At 38.5% G+C, this 18,943-nt stretch carries 23 protein-coding genes and 1 riboswitch; of the genes, 7 read left to right on the plus strand and 16 right to left on the minus strand.

Annotated features, from left to right (window positions below):
• Nucleotides 1–36: 36 nt before the first annotated feature.
• Together FS736_RS07750 and FS736_RS07755 are read right to left on the minus strand one after the other, a co-directional pair.
• Nucleotides 37–957, minus strand: a complete 921-nt coding sequence (locus FS736_RS07750) for an iron-hydroxamate ABC transporter substrate-binding protein (RefSeq protein WP_144475809.1) — start codon at nt 955–957, stop codon at nt 37–39.
• Nucleotides 908–1,753, minus strand: a complete 846-nt coding sequence (locus FS736_RS07755) for an ABC transporter ATP-binding protein (RefSeq protein ID WP_144475810.1) — start codon at nt 1,751–1,753, stop codon at nt 908–910. The genes FS736_RS07750 and FS736_RS07755 overlap by 50 nt, the downstream gene beginning before the upstream one ends.
• Nucleotides 1,754–1,923: 170 nt before the next feature.
• Between FS736_RS07755 and FS736_RS07760 the strand changes: the two genes are divergently transcribed.
• Nucleotides 1,924–2,970, plus strand: a complete 1,047-nt coding sequence (locus tag FS736_RS07760; RefSeq protein ID WP_144475811.1) for an NAD(P)/FAD-dependent oxidoreductase — start codon at nt 1,924–1,926, stop codon at nt 2,968–2,970.
• Nucleotides 2,971–3,091: 121 nt separating this feature from the next.
• Nucleotides 3,092–4,033 (plus strand): endonuclease I family protein, encoded by a 942-nt coding sequence (locus tag FS736_RS07765; RefSeq protein ID WP_144475812.1) that lies wholly within the window; start codon nt 3,092–3,094, stop codon nt 4,031–4,033.
• A 376-nt stretch (nt 4,034–4,409) separates the two neighbouring features.
• On the opposite strand, the gene FS736_RS07770 is transcribed toward FS736_RS07765, so the two are convergent.
• Complete coding sequence (locus FS736_RS07770; RefSeq protein WP_144475813.1) at nt 4,410–4,679, minus strand: hypothetical protein; 270 nt, start codon at nt 4,677–4,679, stop codon at nt 4,410–4,412.
• Between the two features lie 199 nt (nt 4,680–4,878).
• On the opposite strand from FS736_RS07770, the gene FS736_RS07775 reads away from it, so the two are divergent.
• The 3 genes from FS736_RS07775 to FS736_RS07785 all read left to right on the plus strand — a co-directional run bounded on the left by FS736_RS07775 (nt 4,879) and on the right by FS736_RS07785 (nt 7,552).
• The gene (locus FS736_RS07775) at nt 4,879–5,457 is read left to right on the plus strand and encodes an RNA polymerase sigma factor (protein ID WP_186326718.1); all 579 of its coding nucleotides are present in this window, start codon (nt 4,879–4,881) and stop codon (nt 5,455–5,457) included.
• Nucleotides 5,447–6,559 carry a DUF4030 domain-containing protein gene (locus tag FS736_RS07780; RefSeq protein ID WP_186326719.1) on the plus strand — a complete coding sequence of 371 codons (1,113 nt, stop codon included), beginning with the start codon at nt 5,447–5,449 and terminating at the stop codon, nt 6,557–6,559. Before FS736_RS07775 ends, FS736_RS07780 begins: the two co-directional genes overlap by 11 nt.
• Before the next feature lie 276 nt (nt 6,560–6,835).
• On the plus strand, nt 6,836–7,552 hold the full coding sequence (locus tag FS736_RS07785) for a 3-ketoacyl-ACP reductase (RefSeq protein WP_144475816.1): 717 nt from the start codon (nt 6,836–6,838) through the stop codon (nt 7,550–7,552).
• A 121-nt stretch (nt 7,553–7,673) separates the two neighbouring features.
• Here FS736_RS07785 and FS736_RS07790 read toward each other — a convergent pair whose 3' ends face one another.
• The 5 genes from FS736_RS07790 to FS736_RS24230 form a co-directional block, all read right to left on the minus strand.
• Nucleotides 7,674–8,996: a TrkH family potassium uptake protein gene (locus tag FS736_RS07790; protein ID WP_144475817.1), complete on the minus strand. Its 1,323-nt coding sequence runs from the start codon at nt 8,994–8,996 to the stop codon at nt 7,674–7,676.
• Nucleotides 8,997–9,653: a potassium channel family protein gene (locus FS736_RS07795; RefSeq protein ID WP_144475818.1), complete on the minus strand. Its 657-nt coding sequence runs from the start codon at nt 9,651–9,653 to the stop codon at nt 8,997–8,999.
• A gap of 76 nt (nt 9,654–9,729) precedes the next feature.
• A riboswitch (cyclic di-AMP (ydaO/yuaA leader) is annotated at nt 9,730–9,879 on the minus strand.
• A gap of 157 nt (nt 9,880–10,036) precedes the next feature.
• Entirely contained in the window at nt 10,037–10,582 is a 546-nt protein-coding gene (locus FS736_RS07800; protein WP_144475819.1) for a GNAT family N-acetyltransferase, read from the minus strand.
• Between the two features lie 81 nt (nt 10,583–10,663).
• A complete protein-coding gene (locus FS736_RS07805) occupies nt 10,664–10,852 on the minus strand; it encodes a PspC domain-containing protein (RefSeq protein ID WP_144475820.1) in 189 nt (62 codons plus the stop codon).
• Nucleotides 10,853–10,893: 41 nt separating this feature from the next.
• Nucleotides 10,894–11,058 carry a hypothetical protein gene (locus FS736_RS24230; RefSeq protein WP_186326720.1) on the minus strand — a complete coding sequence of 55 codons (165 nt, stop codon included), beginning with the start codon at nt 11,056–11,058 and terminating at the stop codon, nt 10,894–10,896.
• 620 nt (nt 11,059–11,678) lie between these two features.
• Here FS736_RS24230 and FS736_RS07810 point away from each other — a divergent pair.
• Nucleotides 11,679–12,170, plus strand: coding sequence for a DinB family protein (locus tag FS736_RS07810; RefSeq protein WP_144475821.1), 492 nt, complete (start codon nt 11,679–11,681; stop codon nt 12,168–12,170).
• Here the strand turns inward: FS736_RS07810 and FS736_RS07815 are convergent.
• Both FS736_RS07815 and FS736_RS07820 read right to left on the minus strand, forming a co-directional pair.
• Nucleotides 12,105–12,743 carry an alpha/beta hydrolase gene (locus tag FS736_RS07815; protein WP_144475822.1) on the minus strand — a complete coding sequence of 213 codons (639 nt, stop codon included), beginning with the start codon at nt 12,741–12,743 and terminating at the stop codon, nt 12,105–12,107. The genes FS736_RS07810 and FS736_RS07815 overlap by 66 nt on opposite strands.
• Before the next feature lie 71 nt (nt 12,744–12,814).
• Nucleotides 12,815–13,120, minus strand: a complete 306-nt coding sequence (locus tag FS736_RS07820) for a hypothetical protein (RefSeq protein ID WP_144475823.1) — start codon at nt 13,118–13,120, stop codon at nt 12,815–12,817.
• Between the two features lie 231 nt (nt 13,121–13,351).
• Between FS736_RS07820 and FS736_RS07825 the strand changes: the two genes are divergently transcribed.
• Nucleotides 13,352–14,170 carry an MBL fold metallo-hydrolase gene (locus FS736_RS07825; RefSeq protein ID WP_186326736.1) on the plus strand — a complete coding sequence of 273 codons (819 nt, stop codon included), beginning with the start codon at nt 13,352–13,354 and terminating at the stop codon, nt 14,168–14,170.
• Nucleotides 14,171–14,243: 73 nt separating this feature from the next.
• On the opposite strand, the gene FS736_RS07830 is transcribed toward FS736_RS07825, so the two are convergent.
• The 6 genes from FS736_RS07830 to FS736_RS07855 form a co-directional block, all read right to left on the minus strand.
• Complete coding sequence (locus FS736_RS07830) at nt 14,244–14,693, minus strand: GNAT family N-acetyltransferase (RefSeq protein WP_260983557.1); 450 nt, start codon at nt 14,691–14,693, stop codon at nt 14,244–14,246.
• A gap of 153 nt (nt 14,694–14,846) precedes the next feature.
• On the minus strand, nt 14,847–15,362 hold the full coding sequence (locus FS736_RS07835; RefSeq protein WP_144475826.1) for a DinB family protein: 516 nt from the start codon (nt 15,360–15,362) through the stop codon (nt 14,847–14,849).
• Nucleotides 15,363–15,461: 99 nt separating this feature from the next.
• The gene (locus tag FS736_RS07840) at nt 15,462–15,887 is read right to left on the minus strand and encodes a VOC family protein (RefSeq protein WP_260983572.1); all 426 of its coding nucleotides are present in this window, start codon (nt 15,885–15,887) and stop codon (nt 15,462–15,464) included.
• Between the two features lie 388 nt (nt 15,888–16,275).
• Entirely contained in the window at nt 16,276–16,908 is a 633-nt protein-coding gene (locus tag FS736_RS07845) for a type 1 glutamine amidotransferase family protein (protein WP_144475828.1), read from the minus strand.
• A gap of 74 nt (nt 16,909–16,982) precedes the next feature.
• The gene (locus FS736_RS07850; RefSeq protein ID WP_144475829.1) at nt 16,983–17,945 is read right to left on the minus strand and encodes a helix-turn-helix transcriptional regulator; all 963 of its coding nucleotides are present in this window, start codon (nt 17,943–17,945) and stop codon (nt 16,983–16,985) included.
• Between the two features lie 201 nt (nt 17,946–18,146).
• The gene (locus FS736_RS07855) at nt 18,147–18,920 is read right to left on the minus strand and encodes a Cof-type HAD-IIB family hydrolase (RefSeq protein WP_144475830.1); all 774 of its coding nucleotides are present in this window, start codon (nt 18,918–18,920) and stop codon (nt 18,147–18,149) included.
• Nucleotides 18,921–18,943 lie beyond the last annotated feature (23 nt).

Below are 18,943 nucleotides of genomic sequence, written 5' to 3' on the forward strand. Positions count from 1 at the left end.
GAAGAGGAATTCTCAAAGAATTCCTCCTGCTAGTTATTATTGTTCCAAGAACGATTTTTTAAAGAATTCCAGCTGATATTCAAGCGTTAGAGGGTCGTTGAAATAGAACTCCTTCGCATTAACTTCGAATACACGGTTATTCTTTACGGCAGGAATATTTTTATAAGTCTCGGTTTGCTGGAAAGATGTATCACCCTCTGCATTCTTGCTGAATACAACATAATCTCCAGCGTATTCAGATAACACCTCCGGGGAAATCGCATAGTACCCAGGCTCCAGTGCTGCTTCCTTTACTTTTTCAGGCATATTCATTCCCATTTCCTGATAAAGGATTTCTGTTCCTCTTGCCCAGTTGTCACCAAACACATAAAGTTCCTTGTCGAAGTTTTCGATTACAGAAACAGTTGCATCAGCACCAATTTTAGCTTTGATTTCTTCTCCTGCAGCTTTGGATTCTGCTTTGAAATTATCAATCCACCCCTGAGCCTCTTTTTCTTTGTTTAAGACCTTGCCGATTTCCAGGTGCTGCTCCAGGTAACCAAGCTTTCCGTAAGTGAATGTTACCGTAGGTGCAATTTCCTTCAGCTTATCGACATTTTTAATATTAGATAGACCGATGATGAGGTCAGGATTTAATTCAATGATCTTTTCAAGGTTTTCATCTGTCACTTCTTCGACTCCCTGTAATTTTTCAAAACGGGGATTCATTTTTGACCACGAGTCAACGCCCACGATTGGAACATCAAGAGCCATGACATTTCCGGCAAATGAAGAAAGGACGATGACTCTTTCCGGGTTTGCAGGCACTTCTACAGGGCCATTTTCAGAATCATATGTAATGGTCTGGGGCTTATCTTCTTCTTTTTTCTCGCTTGAACTTTCTTTCTTTTCTTCTGCTCCGCACGCGCTAATAACGAGCACCAGCATTAGCAGGAATGGCATAAGTAATTTCTTCATTTTCTTCTTCTCCTTTTAGTAAGTTGTACGTGATGCAAATCGGCTTATTTGTACGAGGATCTTTCCCGATTGCAGCGTCAATGTTGAAGACTTGCCTGAGCACTTCCTTAGTGATGACTTCTTCACTTGTTCCTGTTTTAACAATACTCCCGGCTTTCAGGGCAACCAGGTGATCAGCAAATCTTGCCGCATGATTCAAATCATGCAGCACCATCACAATTGTCCTTGACTGCTCTTTGTTCAGCTTTTGCAGCAGCTCGAGTATTTCAAGCTGATGTGCCATGTCCAAATAGGTGGTCGGTTCATCAAGGAAAATCATTTCTGTTTCCTGTGCGAGTGCGAGTGCAATCCAGACACGCTGTCTCTGTCCTCCGGATAATGAATCGACATGCTCATATTTATAACTAGCCGTTCCGGTCACCTCAAGGGCCCAGTCAATGACTTCGATGTCCTTCTTCATCAGCCTCCCGAATCCTTTTTGATAAGGAAATCGGCCATATGACACCAATTCCCCTACTGTCAGGCCTGCGGCACTTTCAGGAGTCTGCGGAAGAATCGCCATCTTACGTGCCAGGCTTTTCGTATCTTCTTTTGAGATACTCGAACCATCCAGGTAAATCGAGCCTGACTGATGAGGAATGATTCTTGACATCGATTTTAGCAGGGTCGATTTACCGCAGCCATTTGGGCCAATGATAATCGTGATTTGCTGGTCAGGAATGTCTAATGTCAGGTCATTTACAATTGTTCGTTCCCCGTAACCGACGGACAATAGGTCTGTGTATAAGCGGACCATGTATCATTCCTCCAAAGTTTTTCATTTCTTATTGATAATGATTATCAATATCGTTTACAATGAATACTATAAAGCTATTACTTTTATCAGTCAATGACAGATTTGTGAAAATTTAAATCCCGTCAGTTTTATTACCGTATACATTTAGATCATTTCAAGGAGGGTTCACATTGGAAAACAATGAAATCTACGACATTACGATTATCGGAGGCGGACCCGCAGGACTATATTCCACCTTTTATGCTGGCCTGCGGGAAATGAAAACAAAGATTATAGAAGCCCAGTCAGATTTAGGCGGTAAGATTCAAGTCTATCCTGAAAAAGTAATCTGGGATGTCGGCGGAATTGGCCCTATTACAGGTGCAAAGTTAATTCAACAATTAAAGGAACAGGCTTTGACTTTCAGCCCTGAAGTAGCCCTGAATGAAAAAATTGAATCAATCAGCAAAGATGGGGACTTGTTTTTGCTAAAAGCTGTATCTGGAAATCTCCATTTTTCAAAATCGGTCGTTGTTGCCATTGGCAGCGGAATCTTAAAACCTCAAAAGCTCAAGATTGAAGGAGCGGAAAAGTTTGAGGTGTCCAACCTTCACTATATGGTCAATTCCCTTAAATATTTCAAAGATCGGACCATCGTGATTTCAGGCGGGGGCAATTCTGCGATCGATTGGGCGAACGCCCTCGAACCAGTCGCAAAGAAAATCTACCTGGTTCACAGGAGAGAGTGTTTTTCCGGGCATGAATCACTAGTTACCCAGCTGATGAACAGTTCTGTGGAATGTTTGTTCCAATCAAGCATCACCAATTTAATTGCTGACCAGGATCATTCATCCATTGAAATGGTTGAGATCACCAATCTGGAAACTGGTGAGGTTCAGCGTCTTCGTATTGATGATGTTTTGGTTAATCACGGATTTGATCAGGACGCTTCCCTGCTTCAGAATAGCGAGTTGGAACCAGCCATGATCGATGGCTTTTATATTGATGGCACACCGACAAGCGAAACATCTGTACCAGGCTTATTTGCAGCCGGTGATATTTTAAAACACGAAGGCAAGTTGAATTTAATAGCCGGGACCTTCCAGGATGCAGCCAATGCCGTGAATAAAGCAAAACAATTCATTGAGCCGGCAGCTCCTCAATCAGCAATGGTGTCATCACATAATAAGGTATTTTCAAAGCGAAACAAGGAAATGATCCTTCAGCTGGTCAAGTGAAATTAAACAAAGCTAATAGTATCTTCTTCGTTCTGGTCAATTCATTCCAGTTCAAGACTTTGAAGGACAAACCTTGAATTGTTAAAATGGAAATAAAGATACCAATAATGAGGAGATTTCCATGTCTAAATTTAAAAAACAACTACGTCAAAAAGACCGCTGGGAAAACAAGTATGATTCACTCGATTTGAAAAAGCTGCTGACGATCTTGAAAGATAATCGACGCGATATTCAAAGCAATCAGCAGCTTTATTATGATCCTGTTCAAGACCTTCATGATATTGAAAAGTATTACCGGGGAGCGCAGGATTTGGATTTGTCCGGTCTTGCTCTTTTTTATAAGTTCCATACGATTATTTTCCAGTCCCACAAGAATGAACTCCCCTACTTCCTGGCAAAGGATTTGTATTTATACACATGGGTTGACCTATATCCGGATGGAACCGCAAAAAGCATCTACTCCAGCCAGATGAAAGACCCCGAGTCGCTGCTGATCGAGGATAACGAAACATTGCGGAAGAAATACGATGAATTCAGAAGACGTTCTCGGCAAATCCAGGTGAATGGCTTTGATTCAATCAGGGAACTGAAACTGTTTGAGGAACATTTTAAAATGAACACCGAGCATATCGTCCCCCAGTCCTGGTTTGCAGGTGCTGAGCCGATGAAGGGCGACCTTCATCACTTGTTTGTCTGTGAGCCAGATTGCAATATCACCAGGTCAAACTTCCCTTTTGCCGACTTTGATTTTTACAATCCCGAATCAGATGATGAAACGATCCAGAATAATTGTGGAATAAGCACAGGGTACGAGTTCGAGCCGGAACACGGAAAAGGAACATCCGCACGGGCAATGCTTTATTTTTTCCTCAGGTATCCAAAAAGAGTAAAGAACGAATTCAAGAAAAAGGTGAACATCCCGCTTCTAGTCCGCTGGAATGAGGAATTCCCTCCAACTCTCTATGAAAAGCACCGAAACCAGGCCATATTTTATATACAAGGTAACCGCAATCCGTTCATCGACTTTCCTGATCTGTCAAAGAAAATCGATTTTCCAATGTGATGATAAAAGGCTGAACCAATATGATTTTGGTTCAGCCTTACTTTGTGTGTAGTTCTTAAACGAAAATCAATCTTTGATCACCTCAAAGATCTTCCTCGTAGTCACAATTGTAGCCAAAAAGAGAATGACGATAGCAAAAAATATCTGAAAGATAAAAACCAGCAACCCATAAGGAAGCGAGGGGCTTCGACAAACCTGAATATATAATTAAACACTTTTAAATAGATAAAAAAGAAGATCACTAATATCACAAAAAAAAAACGATTTGCTTCCACATTGATGCTCCCCTACTTTTTCATATTATTTTAACAAAAAATAACAAATATAAGGTTACCTTATACATCATTCCCGATAACTTGTTATGGATGAAAACCATTTAGAGGCATATGTTGCTCCATCTTCTTCCCGTGAATCCCCTGTCCCCTTTTTTTCGTGCACATGTTGCTCCATCTTCTTCCCGTGATTCCCCTGTCCCCTCTTTTTCGGGCACATGTTGTTCAATCATCTTCCCGTGAATCCTCTTTCTGCTCTTTTTCGGGCATATGTTGCTCCATCTTCTTCCCGTAAATCCTCTCTCCGCTCTTTTTCGGGCACATGTTTCTCCATCTTCTTCCCGTAAATCCCTTCTTAGCTCCTGTTCGGGCACATGTTCCCCGCATCTTCTCCCTGTGAACCCTTTATCGTTTTGTCCACCCGCCTAAGTTAATTTTTGGTAAAGTTAATACATATTAGATACTGATTAATCATGACACAATCAAGTAATTCAAAGAATTTTACGAAAAGTGAAACCAGAATGCCACCTTCAAACGACTTACTAGTGAAAATAAAATATGGAGGTTGCCCAGTTGAGTGAGGAACAGAAATTACTAAATCAAATCCGGGCGGGAAATGGGGAAGCGTTCAGCCACCTTGTGGAAAGTCTTCTTTCCTCTGCCTATAGGACGGCTTATCTTATCCTTGGTTCGCGGGAGCTGGCTGAGGATGCTGTCCAGATTGCCCTGGAGGATTGTTATCTAAGCATAATGCGGGATGTGGAGATCCGCCATTTTAAAGCATGGTTTTACCGGCTTGTTTATACTCGTTCGATTGATGTTTACCGAAAACAAAAAAGAATTCAGTTTACAGATATCGATGAGAATCCAGAGGCAATCACCAGATTAAGAACGGAGTCAGCTCAGGAAAAGGCCGTTGAAAAGGAAACAAAACAGGAACTGCTCCAGCTGATCACTACCTTGAAAGATGAACAGCGGATCCCTCTGCTGCTGTTTTATTTTGAAAACTTTTCAGTTAAGGAAATCAGCCTGATTCTAGACGAAAACACCAATACCGTGAAGACTAGGCTAGCACGCGGCAGAAAAAAGCTAGCAGAACTGATAAAAAATGATCAACTTTTTCAAATGGAGGAGAAGTCATATGGGCTTTGATAAGAATGAATTGAAGACCCCTGTTTCGCTTGAAAAATTCTCAAAAGACTTACCAGGCCGATTCGCTGCTGGAGAATTCGAAGATGCTCGGGCAGATCGAGTTGGTCACGAACTTGAAGGTTTTAATCAAGCTTTAAAAAATCAATGGACTTTTGGGAAAAAGGCTGGAGTCACTATAGCCGCAATCGCAGCTAGTTTTCTGCTTTTTGTCGGTTCGGGATTTGTTTCCCCGACAATGGCGAAGATGATCTCTAAGATTCCGCCGTTAAGTGCCATGTTTGATAATAATCCTCAGCAAGACCTGACAGAACAGCTGACACAAGCTTTGAAAAAAGAAGGATATCCTGTAAAGCTAGTGAACCAGTATGTTGGCGGCAAAAACGAAGGCATCATGGTGCATTTGGATACCTCTGAAAAGCAGGTCAAAGTAATGGAACCAGGAGTGAAAAAAATCGGACTTTCGATTGTCCAGGCCGAAGAATTCAAAGGGACAAGAATCGAAGACTACTTTATAAAAGTAAGGCAGTACCATGAACCATCTAAAAAGTGGAAACAAGAACAAGCAGAAATCGAAAAAGAAAGTGAGGAAGTATTCGAAATCGTTCAGGCTGCTCTAAAACCATATAATTTTAATAATAATATTATGTTCGGTATTGATCGAGTTGAACTTGAAATCCCAAGCACGGAGAAGCAGGAAAAAGTCGATGAAATTAAAAAGGCTGTTGAAGATGCCCTCGCTGCAAAGGAAAAGGAATATATTGAGGTCAAAATGAGGAAATACAATGTAGCCAAACGGGAACAATATTCACGCTGGAGTAACGCGGTCTCGGGTATTAGCCATGAATTCATGACCTTTAAAAAATATAAGGTATCAGGCGTCGGACATAAAAGCGAAGATGGCTTAATGACCATTTTCATCACAATGACTATTAAGAGCACTGACGAAGGCGCAGTCGAACATGCCACCGACCTGTACACTATGGCAGAAGAATTCATCAAGTCTGATAAAATATGGCCAGAAGTCAAAGAAGATCCATATAGAATCGTAGTAAGGACAAAGGATAAGAAAGAATTCATTGACGGACAGAAACGGTTTAAATAAGGAGGAGAGCATGAGCAAAGAGTTAATCCCTTTGCTCCTTTTTTCAGAGTACATTTCCCTACTAAGACAGGCTAATTTCAGGAGTTAGTTGTTTTTGGCTCTCAATTTGATTTTTTCATTTTTGATACATTGAATTTAGTGTTTTAGCAGACTTTATCATAGAGAAATAGAGCCAGGCCCAAACAAAATGTTTGGCTTGTATGCAATATTGAATCATAATGAATACTGCTTGTTTATTAGCAGCGTTTCGAGAAAAATTTGAGGAGGAATGATAGCATGATTTCACTAAAAGGAAAAACAGCTATTGTAACCGGGGCAGGCAGAGGGATTGGACGAGCAGTTTCGATTGCTTTGGCTAAAGAAGGAGTTAATCTAGGATTAATTGGCTTAACGATGTCCAATCTTGAAAAACTGACTGAAGAACTCGAGCAGTATGATGTTAATATTTCCGCTGCCTCAGCAGATGTATCTGATCTTGAAGCGGTACAGCATGCCGTGGAGCATATCAAATCAGACCTGGGTGCGATTGATATTCTAGTCAACAATGCAGGAATCGCAAAGTTTGGCGGCTTTATGGATTTATCCCCTGAAGAATGGGAAAAGATTGTCCGCGTAAACCTGATGGGAGTTTATAACGTTACAAGAGCGGTTCTGCCAGAAATGATCGAAAGAAAATCCGGAGACATTGTGAATATCTCCTCCACTGCTGGCCAAAAAGGAGCGCCAGTCACTAGTGCTTACTCTGCTTCTAAATTCGCAGTCCTCGGACTGACAGAATCACTGATGCTTGAAGTCAGGAAACATAATGTGCGCGTAACGGCTTTGACACCAAGTACTGTGGCAACCGACCTCGCTGTCGAAAGCAATCTGATCAGCGGGAACCCTGAAAATGTCATGCAGCCAGAGGATTTAGCAGACCTTCTTGTTGCAGGATTGAAACTGCATCCAAGAGTTCTTGTGAAAACAGCTGGATTATGGTCAACCAATCCTTAAGTCTTGGAAGACCAGTAGCTATGACTAAAAACCACTGATGATAATAGAAATTAAAAAATCGCTTAACGTCATTGTTAAGCGATTTTCATTTATTTTCATTAAAGGTAATAGCGGAAATGCCTCACCCTGTGAGTACATCTTCCCTTGGATACTTAATTCGTGATTCAGTTGCATTTGCAAGAGAAAAAGCCATTGTCAATGGGCCTAGCTTCCCTGCAAACATAACAAATATAATCACTGCTTTCCCAATTGCGGTAAGTGACCCTGTTATTCCCATTGATAATCCTACAGTACCAAATGCCGATATAACTTCAAAAACAACTTGAATGAATGGAGCTTCTTCCGTAATATTCATAATAAAAATCCCCAAACAAATTAAAAAAAGTGCAATTGTCGAGATCGCCAATGAACGCAAAACAATCGTAAGGCTGATTGCCCTTTTTCCGAGCACGGTTTCTTCTTTTCCTTTAAGGAACGTAATGACCGAAAATAATATGACCAAAAACGTTGTTAGTTTTATGCCTCCCCCAGTAGATGCACTTCCTGCACCTATGAACATAAGGATTAAAAATAAGAAGATCGTATCTTCCTGTAAGGCCGATATATCCAGGGAGTTAAATCCCGCAGTTCGCGGTGTTACTGCCTGGAAATAAGAAGCCCACAATTTATCACCTAGTGAATTCAATCCTCCGAGTGTATTGGGGTTATGGTATTCCAGGATAAAAATAATGAACATTGCCACGAGGTTAATAATGAATGTACCGATGATCATCATCTTGGAGTGGAGGCTCAATTTACGGAAGCGCTTTTTCCTCCACATGTCAGCTAAAACCGTAAATCCGATTCCCCCAATGATAAATAGGAATGTAATCACAATATTGATGATTGGATCCCCCACGAATCCCATCAAACTGTCGGACCATAATGCAAAACCGGCATTGTTAAACGCTGAAATGGAATGAAAAAAACTATAATAAAGCCCTTTACCCCAACCAAATTGGGGCACCCAGCGGATAGCCAGCAGGAGCATGGCAATTGCTTCAATCGTTAAGGAAAAGATGAACAAATTCCTGACTAACAAGATAACCCCGCCGATAGATGTTTGATTTAATGCCTGCTGCACGACGATCCGCTGTTTGATTCCAATTTTCTTCCCTAACACCATATAGATAAGGATTGCAAAAGACATGATTCCCAGTCCTCCCAATTGAATCAGGGAGACAATCACTATTTCACCAAATAGAGTAAAGGCTGATTCTGTATCAACGACAGCCAGACCTGTAACTGTCATAGCTGATGTAGCTGTGAACAAAGCATTCAGCCAGGTAATTGAGTCCTCCGTTGCAAAAGGCAATTTCAACAAAATCGTGCCTATGAAGATAAACACAGCAAAGACCAAAACAAGTAGCTGAGAAGGATTCAGGTTAATGACGCGGTGTTTCACCTATACCCCCTCTTTCTCGAAACGGTTAATATCAGAGTTGCGGCCCATCACGATCAGTACATCTCCCATAGAAATGACCTCTTCTGCAGGAGGGGAAACAATGATTTCTTGCCCTCTTAGAATGCCTACAATATTGCATCCATATCTCGCCCTTATATCCAGGTCCGTTAATGACTTATTATGTATTTTTTTCGTAGCAACAATCTCAACCATACTATACTTTTCTGACAACTCAATGTAATCAATGATCTTATCAGAGAATATATGGTTCGCAATCCTTTTAGCCATATCACGCTCCGGATGGATCACCCGGTCTGCACCGACTTTTTCAAGAACTTTTGCATGATTATCATTATGTGCTTTGGCCCAGACCTTGGGTACACCCATTTCCTTTAAAATCAGGCATGTCAAAACACTTGATTCAATATTCCCTCCAAAAGAAACAAAAACATGATCAATATTTTTTATCCCGACTTGTTTAAGCCCTTCTTCATCAATACCGTTGAATTGTACGGCATGGGTAACATATTGAGAATACTGATCGACTTTATCCTGATCAATGTCAATTGCTAAAACCTCTGCACCTAATTCATAGAACTCTTTTACAAGGCTCCCTCCAAAACGGCCCAAGCCCAAAACAGCATATTGCTTTTTCACTGCTCCTACACATCCCTTCTATTTAAAAATAAAAAAGACCATTCTTTACTAAAGAATGGCCAATGGCGTTCATCAACCCTTCTCTCTATAGCACCTGCGGAGTTAGCTGTCGGATTAGGGACTGAGAGTATCCCTTCCTAGCTTTAATATGCTAAGATTCACCCCAAGATAAACAATGTTTATCAGAAATTGGTTCCCCCGCTCAAAGATTCGGCAAAAAGGTCTATATGGGAATAATATAATAAGCTACGCCTTTCTTTTTCCTTTGTCAAACATTTCTTGGTCATAGTTTACGTTTACTGCTTTGAACAAAGTCTACCTTACGGAGTCTTGTGAGACACTGGAGGCTTACCTTAACCTAAAAACAATCCCAACGAGGAAACTTATTTAAACTCCTCTTTTAACATAGCAAATAGAAAATGATCTCTCCATTGTCCTTTTACCTTCAAGTTTTTAATAAAATGACCTTCCTGCCGGAAACCTATTCTCCTTAAAAGATTGACTGAACCAGCATTTTCTGCATCACATACTGCATATATCCTATGGATATCCATAGTATTAAACCCTAAATATAATAATCCGTTAACAATTTCAATTCCGTATCCTTGTTTCCAGTAGTTTGAGTTAATAAAATATCCGATTTCCGCTGTTATAAAGTCTTGATCTCTTACCATAAACAAAGCATTACCGATGACTTTTTTAGTATTTTTTATTACAACCGCTAAAACATAGATTTGTCGGTTTTCTTCGTTTTGAAAAGCAATCTGCTTTTTAAGGCTATGTAATGTTTGTTCTCTGCTATTAGGACTCCAAGTTAAATATTTAACCACTTTTTGATCTGACTTAAATTCATGAATATCTTCATAATCCTCTTCACTAAGTTCCCTCAGGATAAGCCTGTTTGTTTCCATTGGTTGAATTTTAGCCATTCATATACGACCTCCACCCAGAAAATTCATAGAAGTACTCACCTTTAATTCTATAAAAGATGCCTCCATCACACACCTTGATTAATATAATGAAGGCGGACTATCAGCCATCGTATTAGCCAGAATTAAATAAAGCAGTACATTAGCGCCAGGCAATAAAATGAAAATTAGTCTTACTGAAAAAGAAGAAACTCCAAAATACTCAGCAATGCCCCCACAGACGCCACTTATCGACTTATCTTTTGAAGACTTTCTTAACTTTTTATTCATTTAAATCATCCTCTTATCGAAACTAAAATGAATACTGCTTTTTAGTCAGCTTTCTTTTGATTATCTCTTATTTCTAACAGGGTGAAATGAATATTATTGAGGGAAACCAAAATTATTCCTAACATAGCAAAGGTTACGATTTCCTTTGTGATGAAGGAAATAACACCAAGAATGAATAAATACAGCGTATATTGCCAATTCTTCATATTCAAACAACCACCCATCTAGGATTTATGAGTTACCCATTACTTAATGTCTCAACTTTTTAGTTGTTAATTTTACGCTTCTCCCAAAAAGTGCGAAAAATAAAATCATGTAAATGATAAACATGATTGCAAAAAAGAGACTGAATAAACTTGGAATCACTGTTTTCATAACGTTCGCATCTTGCGTAAACACAAAAACTGATAAGCCGCTGATGGCCAGTAAATTTCCCACTGCCATTAGGAGAACCAATCCTCGTGAATGTTTGTAGTGCGACTCACGTAAGGTTTTTATTTTCTTATACAGATGCAGTGCAAAAATTATAAAAGCCAGAAAGAAGATCATCACCATTATGTACAGAGGAATCAATGAAGGAGTTAATTGGATGTTGAATATGTTTTCAGCAATTCCCCTTTCATCTAACCAAAATGCCAAGTTTGCTATAAATAGAACAATACAGATTACCAGGAAGTAAAATTCACTGATTAGCATTCGAAAAAACATACTTTTAGTTGACATAGGCAACTCACTTTCATTTTGTTCAGAAGTTCTTAACATATTATACCAACTTGAAGGATTTTATTGGTAAAATAATTTATAAATATATTCTGGAGGGTCCGTTTTGTTAGATTTATTTTTATATAATTGGCAAGTTAGAGATGAGTGGTTTAACTTGTGTAAATCTATACCGCAAGGGGAGTTAATAACTGAACGAATTGGCGGGATGGGAAGCATTCTGAAAAACCTAGTACATGTGATTGATTGTGAATTATTATGGATAAATTATATGCTTCCGGAACCTCAGCATTATCCAGAAAAAGATTCTATCTCCAGTTTGGATGAAGTAATTAAGTACTCAGATTTCACAAAAAAGATTGCAGAAGATTTCATTTATCACTTACCAGATGATTACGAGAATAAAGTCATTACTATAAAAAATAATAGAGGTAAAGCTTTTTCATTTACATATGGCAAAATCATCCGGCATATCATTACACATGAAATTCATCATATCGGCCAGCTCTCAATTTGGTCGCGGGAGTTAGATTTAAAACCTGTTTCGTCCGATTTGATTGTCAGAGAACTCATTAATATTAGAAATAACGGTTTTTAATATTTCAATAGAATTAATCGGATCATTTTCAAGCTCTAAACTGTGGTTTCCCCCACCAATCAATTTTAATGTAAGATTTTGATTCTTTCTCAATTTTTCAAACCGCTCTTCAATAAAACAATAATGATCATTATCTCCAATAATACATAGTCCTTTTTGATCACTATTAACCATTGCATTAAATACAGCATCATTTTGCAGTAATGGAGTCAGCCAGATTAGTTTTGCACCATTTAACCTCTTATCACCAAGCATATAGCCTAAAGCTTTTGTTCCGATTGATTTAGCCACGATACAGTATTGGCTGTATGTTTTCCCATTGATTGCTGTGTCTATCGCAAGTTGTACATCTCTTGCGAAGTTCCTTTCATTGAGGACAGTTATCTCATCCCTGTTAAGTGAATAGTTAATGTGTAATACATCGAAGCCTTTATTGAAAAATAAAGCCGTTGTGTAATATAACAAAGGAGCTTGAGTCGTGTAACCAGCCCCAGGTAAGACAATAACTAAATTATTTGTCTCATTTTTTTGTTCAATCAATCTAAATGGGATACTTTTACGATTATTAGTCATTATTTTCTCGCTCCATAAAAAGTATTGTTATTCTGTAAAATGCAGGTCTCGGCCTTTTCTTTTCTCAAATTCTATCCTTCAAGTAATTGCATATAATACAATCCATCCCCATTATCTGTTTCTACAAAAATGATCCCCGTCTCACCATCATTTGTATCGAATAAAACAGTTCCCTTAGGTAATTTTGTAGCTGAAAGATTGGTAAAGAACAAACTGGAGGTCGTGACTTTTTTTATTTCCCCAATCTTTTTTCCTTTTTGTTGTCTATCTTTATTTTCCTCAAACCATTCATGTTCCGTAACATTACTATAAATAAATCCATCATATTTAAGAATATCAGCATTTTCATTCTGTTTTAGAACATCTCTGGCAGTCACCCTTCCGCCGTCTGCATTGCAGCCAGTAAGTAAAACAATGAAAATTAAAAGCCAAATTAAATATTTTTTTATGATTGCTCCCTCCCTTCCGCTCAATTTCTTTTTCGTGACTAAATGCTCCGTTTCCCGATCACATTCGGCATACTAAACCGCTCCCAGGGGTATACTCAAACAGATGCTCATATATGGGAGGTTTTACTAGTGAAAGAAAGTTCTTCAACGGAACGTTATATGCCTATGACTTCATCAATGAGCGGGATGATTCAGAATGGTGAAAATGGTGTTTACAGCCTTACTGTCCAGATCGTAAATGTTTGTTTTGTGCGCATTTCAGAAACTCCGGGGGACTGGGTGCTGATTGATGCAGGAATGCCTAAGTCCGCTGATAAAATCATCGACGCCGCAGAGGAGCTTTTTGGTGAAGGCGCAAGACCAAAAGCAATCATTCTGACGCATGGACATTTCGACCATGTTGGCGCGATCATCGACTTGATTGAGCACTGGCAGGTTCCTGTTTATGCTCACCAGCTCGAGCTTCCTTTTTTGACAGGCAAACAAGATTATCCAAAACCGGATGCTAGTGTGGAAGGCGGTCTGGTCGCAAAGATATCCCCTGCCTTCCCGCATGAGGGGATTGATCTTGGAGGAAATATACAAGCCTTAAACGAAGATGGCACAGTGCCGCATATGGATGGCTGGAAGTGGCTTCATACTCCAGGACATACTCCTGGCCATGTTTCATTGTTTAGGGAATCTGATCGTGTCCTCATTGCCGGTGACGCGTTTGTCACGGTCAAACAAGAATACCTGTATAGTGTGCTGACTCAAGAACAGGAGATAAGCGGCCCTCCCCGCTACCTGACAACCGACTGGGAAGCAGCCCGCTCCTCCGTTCAAAAACTCGAGGCACTGCAGCCTGCCTATGCCATTACTGGACACGGAATCCCAATGGCAGCAGAGACACTAAGAGAAAACTTACGAAAGCTCGTTGATGAATTTGATGATATCGCCATTCCTGACTACGGTAAATATGTAGATGGAGAAAAATAACCGATATAAAGGCTTGCCGTTTAGGCAGGCCTTTCCATTTTTTTACGAAGTAGGATCCACTCTTCACATGAACCTATATGGTGGTTAATTGCTTTTCAAGGATTATTTTATGCAAGCCTTTTTCGTCAATATAGGTATCGATGACATCAAAACCACTCTTAATATTTAAGATTAGCATCCCTCGCCACTTGTTCATCGTTTTTGTTTGGATTATTCGGTATCCTTTTTCCATTAGATGTTTATGCTGCCTGTGCATTAACTCCGATGCAATTCCATGTGCTCTAAAGTCTGGATCCACCCCGCCCAGCCAACTATAAAATTTATCTTTTTTTAGTTCATATCCAATCTTATATCCTACCACTTTTGTGCCAGTGATCGCGGTGATTATTAGCAGTTGTGGTTTAATTGCCATTTTCGCGGCTAAATCCTCCGATGTATTGAATACTCTACTGTGTAGTGAAATCAATTCAGTTAAGACCTCTTCATTCGGCAGCGAATTATATATCAAATATTTTATAGTCAATATCATTCCTCCTTAGATCAAGAAAAGAGGGGCACCATTCCTTTTCTTACTATAGAAAAAAATACTTAAGAGCTGGTAGCTGCATGTCCATAAACGATGGTGCAATTCAGTACCGACAAGAGGCACTTTAACTGAAATTTTTCAATCTATTACTTACTGTTCCTGTAATTCCCTTAGTAATTGAAAAATTTGTCCCCTATGGTGGGATTCATGTTCAATTAAATGGTAAACAACCCATTCAGGGGTGACTTCATATTGTTCAAGTACACGCGGTTTTCGCCAATCGTTCAAGTCTATAGAACGAAAGTAGGATAGGAACACTTCACGGACTTTTTTCAGGCGATAAAGATGTTGCTCTAAGCTTTCTCCCTCAATGTGGGTCAGGTTACTGGCAGTGCGGCTTTCTAATGGGAATAACGAGCTAACTTCGGGATCCCAGTCGGTTCCGAGTACCTCGACATATAACCAGTCAGCCTCTACCAGTGCAATGTGATACAAGAGTGAGCCAATTGAATGCCTTCCGTGCATTTTTCTGTCTAATAACTTTTGGTCTATTCCTGTTAATTTTGTTGTAATTGTATGGCGCACATCCTCCAAGCACCATAACCACCTGCCGATTTCGGGTTCATATCCTCTTAATGAAGATACCTGCAAAAATTCTCTATTCAATGATTCATCCTCCCTTTTATAATGTTAATATTCTATTAATATGATACTGTGCATCTATTTACTAAACCCCTTATTTTAAAATCTTTCATTCTTTAATGGTCAAAAGGAAATCATTGCTCCTTTTTCATCAAAAACTGCTGTTGGATTCCAGGCAACTTCCCAAAGGTTGTTTTCAGGGTCGGAAAAATACGCTGTTCTTCCTCCCCAAAAAGCATCACTTGGCTCTCTTAGTATCGTTCCGCCTGCTTTTCTTATTTCTTCGATGGTCTCATCTACCTCTTGAGGATTATTGACATTTATAGCAAAGGTAACACCACGATAACTTTTTTCATTATGATAGAATTTGACACCTGCATCCTTTTCCAGTTCTTCAATTGGAAAAAGCGAAAGCATCACACCAGCTGTTTTAAAAGCTGCATATTGATCAGAGCTGATGACTGTTTCCTCCCACCCAAGTTTTTTATAAAAAGCACGAAGAGAAGGCAGGTTGAATGCTCCAATCGTAATCAAGCTAACTCGTTGCATTATCAATTGGTTTTCCTCCATTCAGTTTTTTATGGATCAAGCTATTCCTTTGAAATAAATAGAAGGACCCGAAACCCTAGCTCAATAAGGAATTCCACAAATATAGTGTTAATCCTTCTTAATTAGAATTTATCATCTTATTCCACATAAGCTCCCTTATGTTTAGGTACATTAATTCAGAAGCTTATACATTTTTCATCTAATACAGGAATGTTGCACGTATCTTCAATTAGGGGTAGCGTCAGGAAAATGCGGATTTACATCAATAAGGAAATTACAAATTAAAAAGCCCAACTTCTCTGCAAAACAAAATAGAGAAAGTGAGCTTTTCAGTTACTTCATTATTTTTATTTGAACTAATATAAAACTGCTAAGTAGATTTTTTAGTTCAGCTATATATTGAATTCATTAACTGGAAGTAGTATTCAGATTTATGAGTCTTATTCAGGTTATACCAGGAATGTAATGTATCTGGGCCAAATACATCTAATTTTTTCAGTACTTCCATCGCAAATTCCAGAGGAGCTATTCCTGATGCAGTAACTAAATTCGCATCAGATACCGCAGATCCCACCTCATAGAACTTTTCTCCTTTATAGTTAGGACATACCATTTTAGTGTATTCTAAATTATTACTTGTATGCTTTCTAGTATCTAAGTATCCCTTATTCGCAAGGGCCTCAGTTGCACCACAAATTGCAGCAACAACAGTGCCAATCTTTAAAGCTTGGCCTATTCTTTCCAAGATAGGTTGATGAATTTCTTCACTCCAAGAAGTCCCTCCTGGTAAGATTAAAAGATCTTTACTCTCAAGAGTACATTCATCAAGGGAAATATCTGGTTTTATGCTCAGTCCTCCCAAAGTAGTAACCATTTCCTTATTAGCTCCTACTGTAATTACTTTTAAAGGTCCTAAATCTCTTTTGAAATATCTTCCTGAGTTTAATTCAGCAATTAAATATCCATATTCCCAGTCCGACATTGTATTAAATACGTATAGAAAAGCTTTTTTTGTTTGCATCCAAGAACACTCCAATCACAATTGATATAGCTAGTATAATAAAACTTCCCTGACAGTTAACGTCAGGGAAGTTATTATACTTGATGAAATTTTATTAAATCCGACAGAACTTCAATAAGTCTTTTCTTAAGACTTATTGGCTCAATAACTTTAATAGATTTATTGTACGGTAAAAGTAAATAAGGTACATATGTATGTATCATATCTTTTTCAAGAAGAAAAACTGCTTGATTTGAAGTCCGTTCTTGTAAATAATGTCCTAAAAACCAATGTTGGCAAATATCAGCCAATACACTTTTATCCCCATTAATAACCAAAGAAATAATCCCTTCCTTATCTTCCATAGTTGGAAGAAGACTTTTTATAAAAAAGTCACGTGCTGAAAAATTTTCTGGCCGGATAAACTTATTTTCGGTTAGCATTAGACTTTCAATCCGATCTACTCTAAAACTTCGGATATCATTCCTAAGATGACAAAATCCAATCACATACCACTTATTATTCCAATAGATAATTCTGTACGGATCGACCAATCTATAATTTAATTGCTTTTCGCCACTTTTATGGTAGAGAATTTTTACTGAGTACCCGTCAGCAACGGCCTGCTCCAACTCCTTCAAAAAAGGTTCCATAGAGAGTGAACTTAATCGACTTATTACTTCAAGACTAGTTAAATGTTGGTTTATCTTTGTTTCCTGCTCTTGATTTGAGTATTTACTTAGTTTTGAAATGGCCCTATTTAATGCTTCACCTCCATAATATCCAGCTTCTTCTGCAAAAACAGCAGCGTGAAATAGTGAAGTTTGCTCCTCAAAATCAAAAAAAAGAGGAGCCTCAATAAAATTGTTCATTAAAGTGTATCCACCGTTATGTCCTGGTTCTGAAATTATAGGAACACCACTTGTTGAAATTGTATCAATATAACGATACACAGTCCTTATATTCATCTCTAACTTTTCTGAAATTTGTTTTGCAGTAATTTTTTCACCTGAACGAAGCATCCATAGAATTGCTAACATATTGTCAATCTTAGGCATATAATTCCACCTCAATGGTGCTGTATTTTATTCTTTCCAGCATTTTTTTCATTTTTCTTTTTATACCCCGCACCTTTTTAGTCCGCATTTTTCTCCTTTTACAGTATTATTTTTGTTCAACTAACCTGCCCTCGTTTTGTTCAATAAGAATACAGCGATAATCTTAATTGAAAGATCGATGTCTGAACCAGGTATTAATATTTAAATGATTCCATACTTTTTTAATGCGTAATCAATTCCATCTTCACTTGATGGTTTAGTAACAAAATCTGCAACAGTTTTCAATTTTTCGTTGCCATTCCCCATTGCTATACCTAGCCCTACTAACTCCAACATATCAATATCATTTTCGCCGTCACCAAATGCAATAGCCTCCGATTTATCGAGACAAAAGAAATCTAGTGTTTTCATTATAGCTAAAGACTTTGAAACATCCTCGTGCAAAACATTTAACACGTACGAATGCCATCTTTTGAACGTTAGATGCGGAAATTTTCGTATATACTTCTCAACTGATGTATCATTTGCAAACAAACACAATAAAAATATATCTTCTTTATGAATTAGGGGATTAGTCTCAGGATACTCCTCTAGAGACAAAGTTTCCTTTAAAGCTATTAAGATTTCCTCTTCTGTTACTCCATTCATACTGAATCCTTCCGTGTAGAATGACAAACCGTTATTCTCTATTTTTGCAAATTCTATAACTTCTTCTATAATTCTTTTATCCATTGGTACTTTATGTATAACTTCCTGAATGTGCTTCACGTATCCACCATTTGCTGTGATAAATGTTTCTATACCTAATTCTTGTAGCTCATTACACATTGAAAGAGGCCTTCCTGTTGCAGCAACAACTTTTAGTCCTCTACATTTCAAAGTTTTTATAGCTTCAATTGTAGATATAGGAATACTGCCATCTTTGTGATTTGTAATAGTACCATCAACATCGAAAAAAACAATTTTGTAACCCATAAAGATCTCCCTTAATATCGATC

It is taken from the genome of Cytobacillus oceanisediminis 2691 (genome assembly GCF_007678455.1).
GTDB classification, from domain to species: Bacteria; Bacillota; Bacilli; order Bacillales; family Cytobacillaceae; genus Mesobacillus; species Mesobacillus oceanisediminis_A.

Excerpts from the sequence above, each read along its gene's own strand:
- FS736_RS07815 (WP_144475822.1), bottom strand. The coding sequence starts at position 12,743 with ATGACTAATAATCGTAAAAGTATCCCATTTAGATTGATTGAACAAAAA.
- FS736_RS07780 (WP_186326719.1), top strand. The coding sequence starts at position 5,447 with ATGGGCTTTGATAAGAATGAATTGAAGACCCCTGTTTCGCTTGAAAAA.
- FS736_RS07800 (WP_144475819.1), bottom strand. The coding sequence starts at position 10,582 with ATGGCTAAAATTCAACCAATGGAAACAAACAGGCTTATCCTGAGGGAA.
- FS736_RS07825 (WP_186326736.1), top strand. The coding sequence starts at position 13,352 with ATGCCTATGACTTCATCAATGAGCGGGATGATTCAGAATGGTGAAAAT.
- FS736_RS07755 (WP_144475810.1), bottom strand. The coding sequence starts at position 1,753 with ATGGTCCGCTTATACACAGACCTATTGTCCGTCGGTTACGGGGAACGA.
- FS736_RS07785 (WP_144475816.1), top strand. The coding sequence starts at position 6,836 with ATGATTTCACTAAAAGGAAAAACAGCTATTGTAACCGGGGCAGGCAGA.
- FS736_RS07765 (WP_144475812.1), top strand. The coding sequence starts at position 3,092 with ATGTCTAAATTTAAAAAACAACTACGTCAAAAAGACCGCTGGGAAAAC.
- FS736_RS07850 (WP_144475829.1), bottom strand. The coding sequence starts at position 17,945 with ATGCCTAAGATTGACAATATGTTAGCAATTCTATGGATGCTTCGTTCA.
- FS736_RS07855 (WP_144475830.1), bottom strand. The coding sequence starts at position 18,920 with ATGGGTTACAAAATTGTTTTTTTCGATGTTGATGGTACTATTACAAAT.
- FS736_RS24230 (WP_186326720.1), bottom strand. The coding sequence starts at position 11,058 with ATGAAGAATTGGCAATATACGCTGTATTTATTCATTCTTGGTGTTATT.
- FS736_RS07840 (WP_260983572.1), bottom strand. The coding sequence starts at position 15,887 with ATGCAACGAGTTAGCTTGATTACGATTGGAGCATTCAACCTGCCTTCT.
- FS736_RS07805 (WP_144475820.1), bottom strand. The coding sequence starts at position 10,852 with ATGAATAAAAAGTTAAGAAAGTCTTCAAAAGATAAGTCGATAAGTGGC.
- FS736_RS07845 (WP_144475828.1), bottom strand. The coding sequence starts at position 16,908 with ATGCAAACAAAAAAAGCTTTTCTATACGTATTTAATACAATGTCGGAC.
- FS736_RS07750 (WP_144475809.1), bottom strand. The coding sequence starts at position 957 with ATGAAGAAATTACTTATGCCATTCCTGCTAATGCTGGTGCTCGTTATT.